We start from the raw sequence: 16,813 nt of genomic DNA, 5'->3' as shown, positions 1-16,813 counted from the left end.
GCTCCCTGGTGGTTAGCCACCCAACGCCAGTTGCAACCCCACCAGACTACCAAACGCGGGCGTGCCGGCGCGGGTAGGCTGGTAGGCGTGAGTGACGAGCAGCTGAACCAAGCGTATGTAGTAACCCTGTCCTGCCCGGACCGCCCCGGAATCGTGCACGCCGTGGCCGGAGCACTGCTGGTGGCGGGCTGTAATATTTTGGACTCGCAGCAGTACGGCAGCCCCGCAACGGGCAACTTCTTTATGCGGGTGGAAGCAACGACGACGGCCGCCAAGGCTGAGCTTCAGGCTGCACTTGAGCCGGTGGTCGAGGCCTTTGGAATGCAGTGGAGCCTCAACGCCGTGGGCCAGAAGGTGAGGACCCTGCTGATGGCCAGCACGTCGGCGCACTGCCTCAACGACATCCTGTTCCAGCAGCGCTCCGGCACCCTGCCCATCGAGATCCCCGCCATCGTCTCCAACCACAATGACCTCGCCGGGCTGGCCGAGTTCTACGGAATCCCTTTCCACCACATTCCCGTCACGCCGGACACCAAGGCCCAGGCCGAGGACAAGCTCCGCGCCATCATGGCCGAGCACGACATCGAGCTGACGGTCCTGGCCCGCTACATGCAGATCATTTCGGATGACCTCTGCGCGGAGCTGACCGGCAAGGCCATCAACATCCACCACTCGTTCCTGCCGTCCTTCAAGGGCGCACGGCCGTACCACCAGGCCCACGCCCGCGGCGTGAAGCTGATCGGTGCCACTGCCCACTACGTCACCGCAGCCTTGGACGAGGGCCCGATCATCGAACAGGAAGTGATCCGGGTGGACCACGCGCGCACGCCGGAGCAGTTTGTCCAGATGGGCCGCGACGTTGAAGGCCGCACGCTGGCCCAGGCCGTCCAGTGGCACGCAGAGCACCGTGTTTTGCTGGACGGCAACCGCACCGTGGTCTTTAACTGACGGCCTTTTACTGACCGAGTTCAACTCACGGAAGGGGACCTGCATGGGCGCGGCATTTGAGATCGGGGCGGAGGAACACGGCAGCGAGCAGCGTCTCGCCGAGTTCTACAACCGCCGCGCCGCGTCCGGCTGGGACCATCCGCTGGCTCTCAGGCGCGTGGAACAGCGTGCGCGGTTCATTGCGCTGCTTAAGGCCGAGAGCCGCCACAACATACTGGAGATCGGCTCCGGCATGGGGCTCGATGGCCTGCAGTTTGTCCGGGCAGGCATCCATTACACCGGCGTGGACCTCTCCGAGGAGCACGTCCGTCACGCCCGCTCCAAGGGCCTCGACGTCTCCGTGGCCAGCGCCCGGCAACTGCCCTTCGCGGACGGAACCTTTCCGGCGGTCTGGACCATGAGTACGCTCCTGCACATCCCCGCCACTGATATCGACAGCGTCCTGCGCGAGCTGGTGCGCGTCACGGCACCCGGCGGGCCCATCGCCGTCGGCCTTTGGTCAGGTGAGGATGACGAGGTCCTGAACCCCGAGGACGACGTCGAACCCCGCCGGTTCTTCAGCCGCCGCAGCGATGCGACGGTAAGCCAGGTCTTTGGCCGGTATGGTGCCATCGAGGACTTTGTCACCTGGCCGGAAGGCACCGGCGCAGAGTCTGGACCGGGCGCGGGGAACTGGACGCAGCACTACCAGTTCCTGATCCTCCGCAGCCCCGCCTCCCCAACTGGGTAGTACTGGTGGACCTCCAAGTAGCATTCCGACGAGTTCGGGCCATCTTGAGCGACGTTTGGCCTGGCACTTTAACCGCAGACTCCGGTTGTGATTGGCGTGCCTCAGGGCGCCCCTTCACCGGATCGGTCTTACGGGATGGCCAAACACGGCAGCCGGCTTCAAATCTCCGTCGCTCCCTCTGTTGGCTTGTTGCTGAGTGACTGACGGACGTAGACAATACTGATAGGAGGCAGTTATGCCAGAAAAGGCAATCGACGATCGGCGAGCCGCAGAGCTCGTCATTGTTCCCGACGTTGTTGGGGAGCGATTCATCCCAGCTCGGGAAATCGCTATGTTGGCTGGACTGACTTTGGCGAATCCCGATCCGGACGGACCCCCGATAAGCGGGATCGCTTGGCCCAACAACCCAGTTATTCAAAGTCAGTCTCCGGCGCCAGGCAGCATCCTTTATAGGAACGACTCGCTGCGAGTTTGGCTGCGCTTAGACCGTGAGCCGGACATGGCGCGCAAACTCGATGAGCCTCCGCCGTCCGTGGATCGGGAGCACGCGACTCCAGATAAGCCCACCCAAGAAATCGAGCTGAGCAGCGACAACCCTGGAGACGAACCCGCCCGCTGACGGTTGCCCAATCGGGACGAGGCTGATGAGGCTTGGAATATCAGCTTCCAAGGATGCGACGCTTGGCGGCGCTGAATTCCTCATCAGAAAGCGCGCCCTTCGTATGGAGCTCTGCAAGGAGGGCAAGTTCTGCGGCCAAGGACTTTTCGCCCCGCATCTTGCCAGCCCTTACCTTATGCCCGCCGGCGCGGGCTGCGGTCGGCGCTGGCTCCGGCTTCTGCCGCCGTGATGAGCTGCTGACGGCGTACGCGATTAGCAGTGTGATTGCGAGGACGCCCAACGCGATTCCCAACGGGCCGCGGAACCGCTCCGTTGCGTTTGCCACGACAGTAATAACTACCCCGGCCACAATTGTGAATATTGGCTTTCAGGGGGTCCAGAGGTGGTGCGGGTGAGCGCCGTGGTCGGAATCCCGAATGGCGTGGGTGAGCGCCAGTGTCGGTGTGTGTGAGCGCCATCTGTAAGGCTCCTTCCACCACGTGAGGGACACGTGGCGGAAGGATTACCGGCAATGGTACGGAAGATCAAGGCGAAACTGGTTTTGCAGTTTCGCAATCAAGGCCTATCGGGCAGGGCTATCTCGTCTGCTCAGGGCATGTCTCGGCACAGCGTTCAGGCGGTGATCGAGGCTGCTGATCGGGCAGGGCTCGGCTGGGATGACGTTGCTGATTTGTCTGATGGTGAGGTTTATCTGGCGCTATTTCCCGGCCGCGGGGTGCGCGAGAGCGTGTTTATGCAGCCGGACTGGGGCCAGGTGCACCGGGAGCTGGCCAGGGTTGGGGTGACGTTGAAGCTGCTGCACCAGGAGTATGTCGACGCATCCGGTCGGGCGGGGCAAGCGGCGATGAGTTATGACCGGTTCTGCAGGCTTTATGGCGATCACGCGATGGTCACTGGCGCCTCGTCCCGGGTCGGACACAAGGCCGGCCGCAGCATCGAGGTCGACTGGTCTGGGCCGACGATGCAGCTGGTCGATCCGGCAACGGGAGAGGTCTCGAAGGTGTATTTGTTCGTCGCGTGTCTGCCGTTCAGCAGGTATGCGTTCGTGGAGGCCTGCCTGGATATGCGGCAGGATTCGTGGCTGCGCGCGCATGCGGAGATGTTCGCGTTCTTCGGCGGCACGGTCCCGCGGCTCGTGCCCGACAATCTCAAGACCGGGGTGATCTCTCATCCGCGCGAGGGGGAGGTCGTGCTCAACGACGCGTATCGGGAGATGGCGGCGCATTATTCAGCGGCGGTACTACCGGGCCGAGTGAGGCACCCGAAAGACAAGGCGAGCGTGGAAAACACTGTCTCGCACGTCGCGACCTGGGTGATTGCCGGGTTGAGGAAAGAGGTGTTCACGAGCCTGGCGCAGTTGCGGAGGCGGATTCGGGATCAGATCGATGCCTATAACAGGCAGCCGTTCCAGAAGCGGGAGGGCTCCCGGCTGAGCGTGTTCACCGCCGAGGAGAAGCCGGTGTTGCAACCGCTGCCGGCGGTGGCGTTCGAGATCAGCAACTGGACCTATGGGCGCAAAGTTGGGCGCAACGGCCACGTGGTCTGGGCGAAGAACTTTTACTCCGTGCCGTTCGCCCACATCGGCTCGAATGTTGATCTTCGTGTCACGGAGACCATGCTGGAGATCTATCGCAGCGATGAGCGCCTCACCAGCCACCTGCTGCTGCCAGCGACGACGGCGAACCAGCATCAGACGAACGAGGCGGACCTTCCGGAGGGTCGCAGCTGGCAGGCGTGGGACCGGGCCCGGATCGATGAATGGGCGTTACGGATGGGCCCGGCAACCGTGACGGTGATCAGCAAGATCTTCGAGTCCGTGCCGGTCGAGGAGGCCGGCTACGACCCCGCGCTGGCGGTGCTGCGCCTGTCCCGCCGGTTCTCCCCGGCCCGGGTGGAAGCGGCCAGCCAGCTCGCGCTGCGGGGGCCGATACGATCGCCCCGCTACGCCCACCTGCGGCCGATCCTGGATACCGGGCAGGACAAAACCGGGATCGTCCCTGATGAGCCGGAGGGAGACGATGGCGGATACGTGCGGGGCGGCGCCTACTACGCCGGAGGGGCTCGATGAGCCGCCTGGATGCGGAGACCAAACGCAAGCTGCGCGAGATGAACGCGGGCGAGTTGCTGGAGGCCATCGATACCCAGGACGAGAGGCTGAGTATCAGCTTGCCGTTCGAGGATCGTGTCCGGCTGGTCGTCGATGACGCCTATTCGTCGTTTACGCATTCCAAGGTGACCGGCTTGATCCGGCGGGCAGGACTGCGTTATCCGAACGCGGATTTGCGCCGCATCGATCTTCTCGACGAGCGCGGTCTTGACCGGCAGCTGCTGACCCAGCTGGGCACCTGCTCGTTCGTGGGCAGGCAGCAGAACGTCGTCTTGCAGGGGTTCACCGGGTCGGGGAAGTCGTATCTGGGATGCGCGGTCGCCAAACGCGCCTGCGAGCACAGAATCCGCGCACATTACGTCCGTATGCCGGACCTCGAGGAAGAATGGGTCGCCGCGCAAGACAGGCCCGGCGGTTCCGGTAAATTCCTGCGAAAGTATGCGGCATTCACGCTGCTGGTCATCGACGAGTGGCTCCTGGATCGACCCACGGAACCGATGCGAGGCATGCTGCTGGAACTGATGGAGCGCCGCTACGGCGAGACCTCAACAGTGTTCTGCACGCAGTATTTGCAGAAGGACTGGCACCAGCGGCTCGGCTCCGGCGTCCATGCGGACGCGATCATGGACCGGATCATCCACAACACGATCTGGGTCGAGACCGGCAACTACAACATGCGCGAACACGCAGCACTCGTGAGCGCCTAATCCTGTGCCAGGGAGCGTCAGCGGCGCCAAGCCAGGCGACTGCTGGCGCTCTCTGGCACGACCCCCGGCGCTCAACCGCACGAATGGGTGGCGCTCAGGGCTTCAAATACTCAATTGCACAGAACCCAGCTATCCGAAGCGACATCCGGCTGATGCTGAACGCGAATATGTACCCGCCGGCCTCGGTCGAAACCGCATGTTCGTTCATTTGCCGAGAATAGCCCTGCGAACGCTCATTGAACATCCCGTCAGATGCAACACGGTGGAGAAATATGGGTAACTTGCGGTGTAGCTTTTGAACGAATTGCCCTCGAAATCGACCGCGCCGGAACATCCAGACTGACCGGCCAGGTATTGGTAGGAGGTGATCACGTCCCGTGGAGGGTCATGGGAACGAACATCTTTCTGTTTTTCTTTCCAGACCTCGTTACACTTTGGGTCCTGCCGGACATTAATAGGCATGGGCGTGCAGGCGCTCCGGAAGGAACGTGGGGATTTGAACCGGGAGCAAAGGTTTTTGGCAGTGCATGCGGCCACACATGACCGCATTTACCGCTACTTCCGCCGCAGAACAGATGGTCCTGCAACCGCCGAAGACCTTTGTTCGGAAGTCTTCAAGATCGTGTGGGAAAAGTCGACACAGGACGACAGCCTTTCGGTCATGGTCTTGTTCGGTGTAGCGAAAAACGTTCTCCGCAACCATGACCGGTCCCTTGCACGGGCCGCGAACCTCTTGGGGATACTCCGGCGGGAACGAAACACCACTGAGACCGAACCGCCGGAGACACCTCTGCTGGAAGCCTTAGGCCATCTCTCCCCTGGTGACAGGGAGGTGCTGCTCCTGAGCTATTGGGATGGTCTTTCATCATCAGAAATATCAGATCTCCTGGATACCAGCGCGACGGCGATCCGTATGCGCCTTCATAGGGCACGAAAGGTACTGAGCAATGTAATACAGGCCGAGAAAGAGGGCGTAGAGAAATGAACCCGGGAAATAACGTCTGTGATGACCTCGGCAGGGAACTCGCCGCTATCGACCCCGCTTCTGCCGTCACCGAATCTGAGCTGGCTCGGAGCCGGGCGAGATCTATCGCTTCCGTCACCACGGAGGCCTCGCTCGCTCCTGGTTTGGATTCATCGAAGAAGTCCGAGGCTCCAGTGGTCCGTCTGGAACTTCGGCGCAGGCCCTTGCCTGTTGTTCGGCGACGGGTGGTGTTGGCCGCTGCCGCCGCCGTGCTGTTTGTGGGCGGCATCGTTGCAGCGGACGTCATTCTGCCCGGCTATTCCGGCATGCCCAAGCCTTTCGATCACGAGTCAAATCAGCAGGTGGGACAGGCTGCAACAGCGAATTCTAATGATGCATACGCCAACATCCCAAGTGACCAAATTCAGCACGCCGGGACCGACGTCGACTTTCTTTGGGACGCGAAGGACCCGTATTACGGATACAACAAATATCCCATCGTAGCCCGCGTGCACATCGACTCGATCGACGGCGGTCGCACCTACAGCCCCATCTTTAATCAATACGCCTTCCCGCAGACCATCGGAAAAATGACCATCCAAACGGTATACAAGGGAGACGTGAAGCCCGGCGCTCAGCTGACTTACAACAAGGGTGGTGGAATCGTCTCCTTCGATGAGTACTGGATGAGCCTCAATCCCCAGCAGCAGGACAAGTTCACGCACCTCAACGGCGGTCAGAAGCCAACCGGAAGTCAGTACGTCAAAAAGATATATTCGGAGGATGCTGAAATTACGGTCGGGAAGGATTACATCGCACTCCTGTTGCCCCAGCAGTACAAGGATGGAACGGCCGAGGAATATTCCATCCAAGGGTTCCAGTATGGCTTCCGAGAAGTAAGAGGATCCGGCGCCGAGACGACCGTGCTGAACAACGAAACCAAAGAATGGGAGAGCCTTGGGAGTATCGTCCCCTAACCTCAATAACGTTTACTTAGCGGCGGTTCTGTTAATGTTGAGATATGACTCCATTGGATGGATTAACGTCATCGATGAATACACGCGCCCCGCGCTTGCCATCATCCCGCGCAGGTCGTTCAAGGCCTCGGACGTGGCAGGGCGTCTGCAAAGTCGTTCAGCTGGTAGTGAGGCCAGCGAGGTGTAGGGCTCGGTTGGGGTAGTTGCGTGCGCCTCGGGTTGCCTTGGCGATGTTGGGCTCGCCGTGGAGCCGCAGGATGCTGATCGCGATGTTGCGCAGGGATGCCATCACGCGGGGCGCGTTGCCCGTTCGGATCTGGCTGAGGTCCTCTCGATACGTCACGTCTCGGCGCCAGTGGAGGCCGTTTTCGATGGCCCAATGGCCACGTACCAGGGCGCCGATGTGGGCTGGTTTTCCGGCCGCCGGTTCGAGTGAAGTGACGACGTAGACGGTCTCGACGGACCATTTGCGCGTCCCTATCGGCCGGGATCTCCGGGTGATCTGGCCGGCTTGGGCGGCATGGGGAAAGTTGATCCCGCCGACCAGGCTGACGCACTTTATGGTGCGTTCGATCTCGCGTCCGTTGGCGGTTTCCAGGGTCTTGTTTCCTGACCGGACGCGGTTCCACGGCAGTGAACGCAGCTGGTCGTGGAGCTTGGGTTGGTTGGCCTTCACGGTGAGCACGTAATGGGCGCCTCGCCCGCGCAGGTAGTGGGCGTGTTCGCGCTGCGTATGAAGAGCGTCTGCCGTAACGGTTACCCCCGTCAGTTCCTTGACGCCGTCCAGGAGGGGCTTGAAGTAGGTGATCTCGTTATGTTTTTCGGACACGTTCTGCTGCACGAGGACGGCTCCGGTGGCCTGGTCGATGCCGGAGAGCAAATGGACCCTTGTGCCGCCGCCGTTCTTGGCGCCGCGGACTTCCTTCCCGTCAATGGCCACGGCCGTCACCGTCGTGGCAGCCTGCGCCCACGCCCCGGCCAACCGGTCCAACATGTCCGCATCCAGGCGTTCAAGGACCCGGCCCAACGTGGTCGCGTGCCGAGCGCCGATGCCCAAGGCAGCCAACTGGTCCCTTGCCGTATCGGCGGCCCACTCAGCCATCTCCACCAACGACGTTGCCCCCGCCAATACTGAGCACACCATGATGACCAGCAGGTGCGCGAAACGATGCCGGACCCCGCGCCTCTTCCGTGGATCCGGCATTGAGCACAACGCGGCAAGAACCTTGCCAGGATCAACCTCCACCGCACCTGCCACAGCGAATTCGTCAATGAACAAAGCAAGGTGAGAAGATGACATGCGAGAACTCCTGGCAATCCAGCGGCTTAGACACCATCTGGATTAACAGGAGTTCTCACCTTTTAACAGCCACGACCCAGTTCGTCTCACATCTTAAGACGCGGCCCACTCACAAAAGACTTTGCAGACGCCCTGTCGGACGTGGACACCGTGCTGGAGAACATCATCGCCGAAACCGGCACCGCCCCGGCCTACGTCCGGTGCGACAACGGGCCGGAGTTCACCGCCGCGGCACTGATCGACTGGTGCAACACCGCCGGGGTGGACACGGCCTTCATCGACCCGGGATCACCCTGGCAGAACGGCTTCATCGAATCTTTCAATGCCCAGTTCTGAAGGGAACAACTCACCCGAGAAATCATGGACACCATGGCCGAAGCGAAGTATTTGGCCGAAGAATGGAAAGCTATCTACAATCATGAACGGCCCCACGGATCCCTGGACGGCATGACGCCGAAACGCTACAGGGAAAACTGGACGCAAAAGAACCAATTAGCTATCGCATAGACGCTGGACTGCTAACGGGGGCCCAACCAGCGCCATTGAAGGTCAGCCGGTCCACGATCGCCGCGCAGAACCGGGGGTCGTTGAAGGTTTTGGTCCAGCCGGAGAACGTGTCCTAGGGCGGCGTTCGGAACGTGGAGCCAGGGGAGCGGTGCATCCCGCAAAGAGTGCAGCCGATGTCGTTTTCGGCGTCCATAACGACACTTACTTTCGTATTAGTTGGGTAAGGGGATGTCCTAGGCTTGGCCCATGGCTCCTCTTCACACTTTCGCCGGCAACACTCCGGCTGTCCACGCATCCGCCTTTGTCGCCCCGACGGCGTCGATCATCGGCAAAGCTACGCTCGCTGAGGATTCGAGCGCCTTCTATGGTGTGTCGGTCCGGGCGGACACGGCGGCCATCAGCGTCGGTGCCGGCAGCAACCTGCAGGACAACGTGGTGCTCCATGCAGATCCTGGCTTCCCCTGCACGGTCGGGGCCGGGGTCAGTGTGGGGCACGCCGCCGTCGTCCATGGCTGCACGGTGGAGGACGACTGCCTGATCGGCATGGGGGCCACCGTGCTCAACGGCGCCGTGATAGGCACCGGCTCGCTCGTGGCGGCCGGTGCCGTCGTCCTGGAGGGCACGGTAGTGCCGCCCCGGTCACTCGTGGCAGGCGTCCCCGCGAAGGTACGGCGGGAACTCACCGACGAGGAGTTCGACGGTGTGAAGGCCAACGCGACCCGCTACGTCGACCTGGCACGCGCACACCGCGAACTGCATGGCTAGTCCAATGAGATCGGCCCGATGGCGTCCAGGAGTTCGCCCGGACCGGGGTTGCCCGGCGCCGACGAACCGCCCAGGTGGTTCACCACACCCCACACGGCGTTCAGGCCCGTGGTCACGGCGCCTTCGGCCCAACCCGCGGTGAAGGACACGTCGTCGCCCGCGAGGAAGATCCCACGCTGGCTATCGGGCAACTTGTCCTGCTTGAAGTGGGTGAACAACCGCTGCTGGTAGCGGTAATGCCCCGGCAGGTTCGCCTTGAAAGCACCCATGAAGTTGGGGTCCGCTTCCCAGGAAACCGTGATGGGCTGGCCCACGATGTGGCTGGCGATGTCCACATCCGGGTAGATCTGCTCCAACGAGTGCAGCATCAGCTCAACGCGCTCGTCGGCGTCCAGCGACAGCCATTTGAGCGCGTCATCGTTCCAGGTGTAGGACAGCAGGATCACGGCTGGCTTGTCCGGTCCGTCATCCAGGAGGTAGGTGGCCCTGTTCAGCCGGTCCGTCAGGGTCATGGACAGCACCTCGCGGCCGGTGTGCGGATCGATGTCCTTCCAGAACGGCCGGTCCACCATGACAAACGTCTTGGACGACTGCATGTAGTGCGAGCGCTCGATCGCAGTCCACAGTTCGGCCGGGAACAGCGCCTCCTCAGTGTGAATGCGCGTGGACAGCAGCCAGGACTGGCACGTGGTCACCACGGCAGGGTAGCTGGCCTCACGGCCCCAGCGCTCCCTGATCCGGAGGTCGCCGTCGGCATCGCGGCTGATCTTGCCCACAGCCCCGCGGGGCGAGCCGGAGTGGAGCGACGCCAGGGACGTTCCGTCCGGCCAGTGGGACATGCCCGACGGCGCGTGCTGCCACAGCGCCTCGGGAAGCCTTTGGGCTCCGCCACTGATGAGCCGGTGCTGGTCATCGGCGTCGGTGTAGACCACGCGGAGGATTTCCAGGATGGAGTTCGGGAAGTCTGTGTCCCAGCCGCCTGTGCCGAATCCCACCTGGCCGAAGGCCTCACGGTGGGCAAAGCCGGCTTCCTTGAATGACTCGCTCCCTGCGATGAACCCGTAGAACGTCTGCTCGTCCATGAGCGGCAGCAGCTCGTTCCACAGGTCCTTGATCCGGCCGGTGTCCCGGGCCCGGATGGCCTCCTGCATTTCAACGAACTTCGCGCCATCGTTCACGGCGGCCTTCCAGGCATCGGCCACCTCGCGGAAGAACGGCGGCAGGTCCTGGGCGGTCTCGGCGTAGTGCTTCTGGCCGGCCAGTTCGATCACGGTGCTCGAGGTGACGGGTGCCAGCGGGTTGGGGAAATCCTGGGTGTCCAGGCCCAGCAGGTCCACGTAGTGGTAGAACGCCCTGCCGGACACCGGGAACCGCATACCGCCCAGATCAGCCACCACGCCGGGAGCGGACGGGAAGCTGGCAGTGCGCAGGCGGCCGCCGATCTGGTCCGCTTCATAGACGACAGGTCGCAGGCCCAGCTTCATCAGTTCGTAGGCCGTGACGAGGCCGGAAAGACCCCCACCGACAACTGCCACCTCAGTGCCGTAGAGCTCCGGCGGAACCGCCCCGAGCCCTGCGGGATTGGCGAGGTAGTGGTCGTAGCTGAACGGAAAATCTGGGTTCAGCATGGTGACGGGGCCAGCTTGGGTACTGGACGGGTCGGAGGCCGGGAGTTCGGTGGCGACGGTCATGAAAGCTCTGCCTTCGTTTGTTCGGTGGTGGACAGCGTTGAAGATTCCGGCCTGCTCAGCTCACGGTATTCCTCGTGGCTCAGCGCCGCTACCCTGGAGTTCCGGCGTCCGTAGCCGAAGTAGGCCGCCAGGCCCACCAGCATCCAGACTCCGAAGGTCACCCAGGTATCGGCACCGAGGTTGGCCATGAGGAAGGCGCACATCAGCGCACCGAGGATCGGGGTCAGGGGGAAGAACGGGACGCGGAACGTGCGCTCCAGCTCGGGCCTGGTGCGGCGCAGGAAGATCACGGCCACGTTGACGAGGGCGAAGGCGAACAGAGTTCCGATGCTGGTGGCGTCGGCCAGGGCACCGAGCGGGACCAGCCCGGCGGTGAGGGCGACGGCGGTGCCCACCAGGAGCGTACCGGCCGCGGGGGTGCCGGTCCGGCGGGAGACGCGGCCGAAGATCTTCGGGATGAGGCCGTCGCGGGACATGGAGAGCAGGATGCGGGTCTGGCCGTAGAGGACAGTCAGCACAATGCTGGCGATGGCCAGGACTGCGCCGACGGCGAAGACGAGGGCGATCCACGGCTGGCCGGTGGTTTCCTCAAGGATCTTCACCAGGGCGGCTTCGGTACCGTCGAACCACCCCCACGGGCGGGCGCCGATGGCGGCGACGGCCACCAGGACGTAGATGGTGGTGACGATGACCATGGAGAGCATGATGGCGCGGGGAAGGTCGCGCTTGGGGTTGCTGGCCTCCTCGCCGGCGGTGGAGGCGGCGTCGAAGCCAATGTAGGAGAAGAACACCCGGGACGCGGCAGCGGAAACCCCTGCGGCACCCATGGGCAGGAGCGGTTCAAAGTTGCCTGCGTTGAAGGCGGTGAAGGCCACGGCGCAGAAGAAGAGCAGGATACCCACCTTGATCACGACGATGGACGTGTTGATCCAGGCGCTTTCCTTGGCCCCGCGGACCAGCAGGATGGTTGCCAGCACCACGATGACCATGGCCGGGATGTTGACCAGGCCGCCGTCACCCGGGGGCTGGGATACGGCGTCGGGCAGTACCTGCCCGAACACGGCCAGGGCCTCGTTCACGTACTGGCCCGCGCCCACGGCAACGGCCGCTACCGAGACGGCGTACTCAAGGACCAGGCACCAGCCGCAGATCCAGGCCATGCCTTCGCCCATGGTGGCGTAGGTGTAGGAATAGCTGGAACCTGCGACCGGGACCATGCCCGCCATTTCCGCATAGGACACTGCGGAAAGGAGCGCGGCGAACCCTGCGATGGCGAAGGAGATCCAGATGGCGGGCCCGGCCAGCGGAACGGATTCACCGAGGATCACCAGGATCCCGGTCCCCAGGGTAGCGCCGACGCTGATCATGGTCAGCTGCAGGACTCCGAAGCTGCGGACCAATTTCGGTCCGTCATGGCTGCTTTCCGCTTCGCTGACCATCTGTCCGATCGGCTTCCGGCGCAGCAGTTGCGCGCCCAGCCCGGGACGGCCGGCAGTCCGGCCCGTGGCCGGTCCGGAGAGTGTTGGCACAGTCATCGTTGACGTCCGTTCGTGAGTAGTTGTGGGTTTCCCCCACTAGCGTAGGCGTGTGAGCCGCATCTCAGGGATGTGCAAAGTGACCTATAGTTTTCTATCATGAGACGTAATGCACCAAGAACGGGCAGTGCTGAACACGCCGGCCTGGGTCCCTCCGTGCAACCTGATACGGCGGAACACCTGGATGCGGTGACCCTGGGCCAGTTTCTGGCAGCACTCCCCCGGGACCTCACCGTCCTGCACGACGCCGGCAACACGGGCGTGCCCTTGCGCTGGGTGGAGCCCAGCGAACTGGAGGATCCCACGCCCTACCTGCTGGACGGGGAGTTCGTTCTCACGGCGGGACTGCCGTTCCAGAACGACGGCGGAACGAAGGAGAGGGCGGAAGCCTACGTCCGGCGGCTGGTCGGTGCCGGCGTCGCGGCCTTGGGATTTGGCCTGGAGCCCTACTTCGACGCCGTCCCGGACCACGTGCTGTCGGCGTGCCAAACGCATCAGCTCACTCTGGTCCAGATCCCCAGCAGCGTCCCGTTCGCCGCCATCGGCCTCGAGTTCTCCCAGCTCCTGGAATCCGGCAACGCCCGGGTCTTCCGTCAGCTGGCGGACACCAACCGGCAACTGATGCGGGCGGTGCTGTCGGCCAGGCCCGAGCACGAACTCCTTTCCGCCTTGGCGCAGCATGTTCCGGTATGGGCCCAGCTTTTCGGGGCGGACGGCCGAATGCGTGCCCGAGCCGCAGCAGCCGGGACCAACGGGACCAGCCCTGCGGCCGCCGTCGAGCCTTCCGCCCTGCAACCCATGCTGAAGCGGCTGCTGGCTGGCAACGGCCCGCGCGTAGAGACTGACTCGTTGCCCACGACCGGTTCGGCCCTGGTCGTCGGCCACCCCCTCCGGAGCACCAAGGACGCCACCCTTGGGGCACTGATCCTGGGCACGGACAAGCCGCTGACCGCGGCGCAGAACAGTGTGGTGTCCTCGGTGGTGGGTCTGCTGGAACTGCTGGTGCGCCAGCGCACAAGCGGGTCGCTCGCCCCCAGCCAGCTGGCAACGGCCCTACTGCTGCACCCTGAGAGCCTGACCGACGGCTCAACCCGGCAACTGAACGTCCTCAGGGACCTCCTGGCGCAAAGCGTTTCCGGAACCCGGTCCGGTGCCCTCCGGGTGGTTCAGGGCGTCCGAGCGGACGCGTCGGCGCCAGCGTCCGCGGATGGCCCAGTCCGGGAACTACTGCAGTGGCGCAGGCTGTTCGACACGAAAATGGTGGAGCTGACGGACTACGGGTTTGCCGCCGTTACCCGGCTCAAGGTGGACGACACGCTGCTGCGTGAAGTGGAGGGACTGGGCTGGCGGCTGGTGGTGGGCGATCCCACCGAAATGGCCGGCCTTCCTGCCGCCTACCAGCGCGCGGCGTCACTGCGGTCCCGCGTCCAGGCAAGCGGAGAAAGTGTGCGCGTGGATGACATCACGTGGTCAGTCGCGGGGCTGTTGGGCCGCAGCGCCGGCACCATGCTTGCCGCGCGGCTGCTGGAACCGGTCCTCGCGCAGGAGCCTGACCGCCGCAGCTCCCAGCTCAGTGTCCTGAAGTCATGGCTGGGCGAAAACGGCAACTGGGATGCCACTGCCAAAGCCTTGGGGATGCACCGGAACAGCGTGCGGCGCCAGATCAATGCACTGGCCGAGCTACTGGCCATGGACCTTGGCTCCGCCCAAGAGCGAGCTGAACTGTGGATTGCCCTGCAGTACGTGGACGCCCTGGAGGACGCGGTGCCTCAGATGCCCCAGGACCGGTAGAGCTCCGGGCGGCGTTCACGGAGATAGGGCACCAGATCACGGGCTACTCCGGCGGCGTCCGAATCCACCTCGGCGTACAGGATTTCGGCTACCGGTCCCGCCGCGGCCAGCAGCGACCCATCCGGTCCGGCGATGACGCTGCCGCCGAGGAATTCGCAACCGTCCTCGGTTCCGGAGTGGTTGGCATAGGCGATGGTCAGCTGGCTCTCCAGCGCGCGGGCCCGGAGCAGCACCTGGGGGACGGTTTCGAATCCGTGCGCCAGCGCGGTGGGCACCAGGAGCAGCTCTGCCCCAGCCAGCGCCGCCGCCCTGACTGTTTCCGGAAATTCCACGTCGTAGCAGATCACCATGGACGTCCGGAACCCGTTGAAGTCGACGACGGCGGGACCCGCCTCCGCGGGGCTGAACGCCGCGCGTTCGTCATCACCAAAGAGGTGCACCTTGGCGTAGTTGAGAAGCTCAGCGCCCGTGGCGTCCACCAGCGTGGAGGTGATGCGCCAGCTGCCCCCGTCCGTGACTGACGGCAGGCTGTAGACCAGTCCGATCCCGTGGCGGCGCGCGATCCCCGACAGCGTTTCCCTGATGGCGGGAAGCCCTGAGGGGTCCAGCTCCGCGCGGAGCCGCAGCGGGGCGTATCCCACGGGAAACAGCTCCGGGGTGACCAGGACTGCCGCGCCCTCCGCGGCGGCCGCCCGGGCAGCCGCATCCAGGGCGGCGCAGTTTGCATCCGCGTCGAGTACGCGGGCGTTTGCCTGCAGCAGGGCCAGCAGCACCGTTTCCACCTCACATAATCGGGACGGCCACAGGAAGTATGCGTCCGCTTATTCCAGCCTAGCCACGGGCCCTGAACGGCATCCGGGGCCAATTGCACCGGCCAAAGCCACAGGATGGACGGATCGTCCCATCATTTTGTCTCATCCGACAGACTCTTTGCGTTAACTTCTTGACTACAACGGTCAAAGTAGGGCAATCTTCTTCTCATGTCCGCTACACCGCGCTCGACGAAGAGTAAGCCAAAGAATCCGGGATCCCAGTCCGCCCTCCGGCAACTGAACCAGCAACGGATCATCGAGTCACTCATGAGCGGCCCATCCACCCAGGCCGAGCTTGCACGCCAGACCGGACTCTCCACTGCCACGGTGTCCAACATCGTCAAAATCATGCAGGACGCGGGCCTGGCGTCAACCGAACCGATCACCAGTTCCGGGCGCCGGGCGCTCAACGTGAGACTCAACAGCAACGGCGCGGTGGCGGTGGGAATCGACTTCGGCCGACGGCACCTGCGAGTGGTCCTGGCCTCCTTGAGCTACCACGTGATCGCCGAAGAATCCGTCCTGCTGCCACTGGGCCACCAGGCCGAGGAAGGCATCCAGGCAGCTGTTGCCCTGCTGGAAAAACTGCTGGAGCAAAGCGGTGTGGACCGGAGCCTGGTGGTGGGCGCCGGCGTCGGAATTCCCGGACCCATCGACCGCCGGACCGGCACGGTAGCGCAGGGCGCCATCCTCCCCGAATGGGTGGGCATCAACATCCTCCAGCATCTGGAGGAAAAGCTCAATATCCCCGTATTTGTTGACAACGACGCCAATCTTGGAGCCTGGTCCGAGGTCACCTGGGGACCGCATACCGGGGTCAGCAACCTGATGTTCCTCAAGATCGGATCGGGCATCGGCGCGGGCCTGATCCTCAACGGCGCGCCCTACTACGGCACTGTTGGCATTACCGGCGAAATCGGCCATGCAACTATCCACGAGCACGGACTCGTGTGCCGATGCGGCAACCGTGGCTGCCTGGAAACCATCGCCTCCACCACCACCATGATGGAGCTGCTCGGCCGTGGGGAAGACCCGCCGCTCACACCCGCGGACATCGTGCGGAAAGCCCTCGCCCGCGACTCTGCAACGCTCAGGGTGGTGGACGATGCCGGCCTGGCTGTCGGACGCGCCCTGGGGAACGTGGCCAACCTGATCAACCCTGAAGTCATTGTGGTGGGCGGTCCCCTCGCGGGCCTGGGCGACCTGCTGCTCGATCCAATTCGGCGGGGGCTTATCCGGCATGCCGTGCCGGTGATCGGCGAGACCACCACCCTGACGATGTCCTCACTTGGGGACCGCGCGGAGGCCCTGGGGGCAGCCGCACTGGTGTTCCAGCACGCCGGGATCCGGCGCACGTAGC

At 63.7% G+C, this 16,813-nt stretch carries 14 protein-coding genes and 1 pseudogene; 10 read left to right on the top strand and 5 right to left on the bottom strand.

Annotated features, from left to right (window positions below; all coding sequences use genetic code 11):
* Positions 1 to 87 precede the first annotated feature (87 nt).
* Together purU and ACQCSW_RS06350 are read left to right on the top strand one after the other, a co-directional pair.
* Complete coding sequence (gene purU, locus ACQCSW_RS06355) at positions 88 to 948, top strand: formyltetrahydrofolate deformylase (protein ID WP_426989996.1); 861 nt, start codon at positions 88 to 90, stop codon at positions 946 to 948.
* A gap of 43 nt (positions 949 to 991) precedes the next feature.
* On the top strand, positions 992 to 1,678 hold the full coding sequence (locus ACQCSW_RS06350; protein WP_426989995.1) for a class I SAM-dependent methyltransferase: 687 nt from the start codon (positions 992 to 994) through the stop codon (positions 1,676 to 1,678).
* A 659-nt stretch (positions 1,679 to 2,337) separates the two neighbouring features.
* Here ACQCSW_RS06350 and ACQCSW_RS06345 read toward each other — a convergent pair.
* Positions 2,338 to 2,622, bottom strand: a complete 285-nt coding sequence (locus ACQCSW_RS06345; RefSeq protein WP_426989994.1) for an SHOCT domain-containing protein — start codon at positions 2,620 to 2,622, stop codon at positions 2,338 to 2,340.
* A 186-nt stretch (positions 2,623 to 2,808) separates the two neighbouring features.
* Here ACQCSW_RS06345 and istA point away from each other — a divergent pair, with 186 nt between their 5' ends.
* From istA to ACQCSW_RS06325, 4 genes are all read left to right on the top strand, one after another.
* Complete coding sequence (gene istA / locus ACQCSW_RS06340; RefSeq protein WP_426989993.1) at positions 2,809 to 4,365, top strand: IS21 family transposase; 1,557 nt, start codon at positions 2,809 to 2,811, stop codon at positions 4,363 to 4,365.
* Positions 4,362 to 5,111: an ATP-binding protein gene (locus tag ACQCSW_RS06335; RefSeq protein WP_160670425.1), complete on the top strand. Its 750-nt coding sequence runs from the start codon at positions 4,362 to 4,364 to the stop codon at positions 5,109 to 5,111. The genes istA and ACQCSW_RS06335 overlap by 4 nt, the downstream gene beginning before the upstream one ends.
* A gap of 460 nt (positions 5,112 to 5,571) precedes the next feature.
* Positions 5,572 to 6,096: an RNA polymerase sigma factor gene (locus ACQCSW_RS06330; RefSeq protein ID WP_426989992.1), complete on the top strand. Its 525-nt coding sequence runs from the start codon at positions 5,572 to 5,574 to the stop codon at positions 6,094 to 6,096.
* Entirely contained in the window at positions 6,093 to 7,052 is a 960-nt protein-coding gene (locus ACQCSW_RS06325) for a hypothetical protein (protein WP_426989991.1), read from the top strand. The genes ACQCSW_RS06330 and ACQCSW_RS06325 overlap by 4 nt, the downstream gene beginning before the upstream one ends.
* A 157-nt stretch (positions 7,053 to 7,209) precedes the next feature.
* Here ACQCSW_RS06325 and ACQCSW_RS06320 read toward each other — a convergent pair whose 3' ends face one another.
* A complete protein-coding gene (locus ACQCSW_RS06320; RefSeq protein ID WP_426989990.1) occupies positions 7,210 to 8,352 on the bottom strand; it encodes an ISAs1 family transposase in 1,143 nt (380 codons plus the stop codon).
* 135 nt (positions 8,353 to 8,487) lie between these two features.
* Here ACQCSW_RS06320 and ACQCSW_RS06315 point away from each other — a divergent pair.
* Positions 8,488 to 8,859, top strand: a pseudogene (locus ACQCSW_RS06315) (integrase core domain-containing protein); the annotation flags it as partial.
* Positions 8,860 to 9,105: 246 nt separating this feature from the next.
* Complete coding sequence (locus ACQCSW_RS06310; RefSeq protein ID WP_354249340.1) at positions 9,106 to 9,624, top strand: gamma carbonic anhydrase family protein; 519 nt, start codon at positions 9,106 to 9,108, stop codon at positions 9,622 to 9,624.
* Here ACQCSW_RS06310 and ACQCSW_RS06305 read toward each other — a convergent pair.
* Together ACQCSW_RS06305 and ACQCSW_RS06300 are read right to left on the bottom strand one after the other, a co-directional pair.
* Positions 9,621 to 11,315, bottom strand: a complete 1,695-nt coding sequence (locus ACQCSW_RS06305) for a flavin monoamine oxidase family protein (RefSeq protein WP_426989988.1) — start codon at positions 11,313 to 11,315, stop codon at positions 9,621 to 9,623. The genes ACQCSW_RS06310 and ACQCSW_RS06305 overlap by 4 nt on opposite strands.
* On the bottom strand, positions 11,312 to 12,850 hold the full coding sequence (locus ACQCSW_RS06300; protein WP_426989987.1) for an amino acid permease: 1,539 nt from the start codon (positions 12,848 to 12,850) through the stop codon (positions 11,312 to 11,314). Before ACQCSW_RS06300 ends, ACQCSW_RS06305 begins: the two co-directional genes overlap by 4 nt.
* 99 nt (positions 12,851 to 12,949) lie before the next feature.
* Between ACQCSW_RS06300 and ACQCSW_RS06295 the strand changes: the two genes are divergently transcribed.
* Complete coding sequence (locus ACQCSW_RS06295; RefSeq protein ID WP_426989986.1) at positions 12,950 to 14,641, top strand: PucR family transcriptional regulator; 1,692 nt, start codon at positions 12,950 to 12,952, stop codon at positions 14,639 to 14,641.
* Here ACQCSW_RS06295 and ACQCSW_RS06290 read toward each other — a convergent pair.
* Entirely contained in the window at positions 14,620 to 15,414 is a 795-nt protein-coding gene (locus tag ACQCSW_RS06290) for a nitrilase-related carbon-nitrogen hydrolase (protein WP_426990632.1), read from the bottom strand. The two genes, ACQCSW_RS06295 and ACQCSW_RS06290, sit on opposite strands and share 22 nt — an antisense overlap.
* A gap of 207 nt (positions 15,415 to 15,621) precedes the next feature.
* On the opposite strand from ACQCSW_RS06290, the gene ACQCSW_RS06285 reads away from it, so the two are divergent.
* Entirely contained in the window at positions 15,622 to 16,812 is a 1,191-nt protein-coding gene (locus ACQCSW_RS06285; protein WP_426989985.1) for an ROK family transcriptional regulator, read from the top strand.
* The last annotated feature ends 1 nt before the right edge of the window (position 16,813 follow it).

Source organism: Pseudarthrobacter sp. Y6 (assembly GCF_050156205.1).
GTDB lineage: Bacteria > Actinomycetota > Actinomycetes > Actinomycetales > Micrococcaceae > Arthrobacter.
This window is presented reverse-complemented; position numbering and strand designations above follow the sequence as displayed.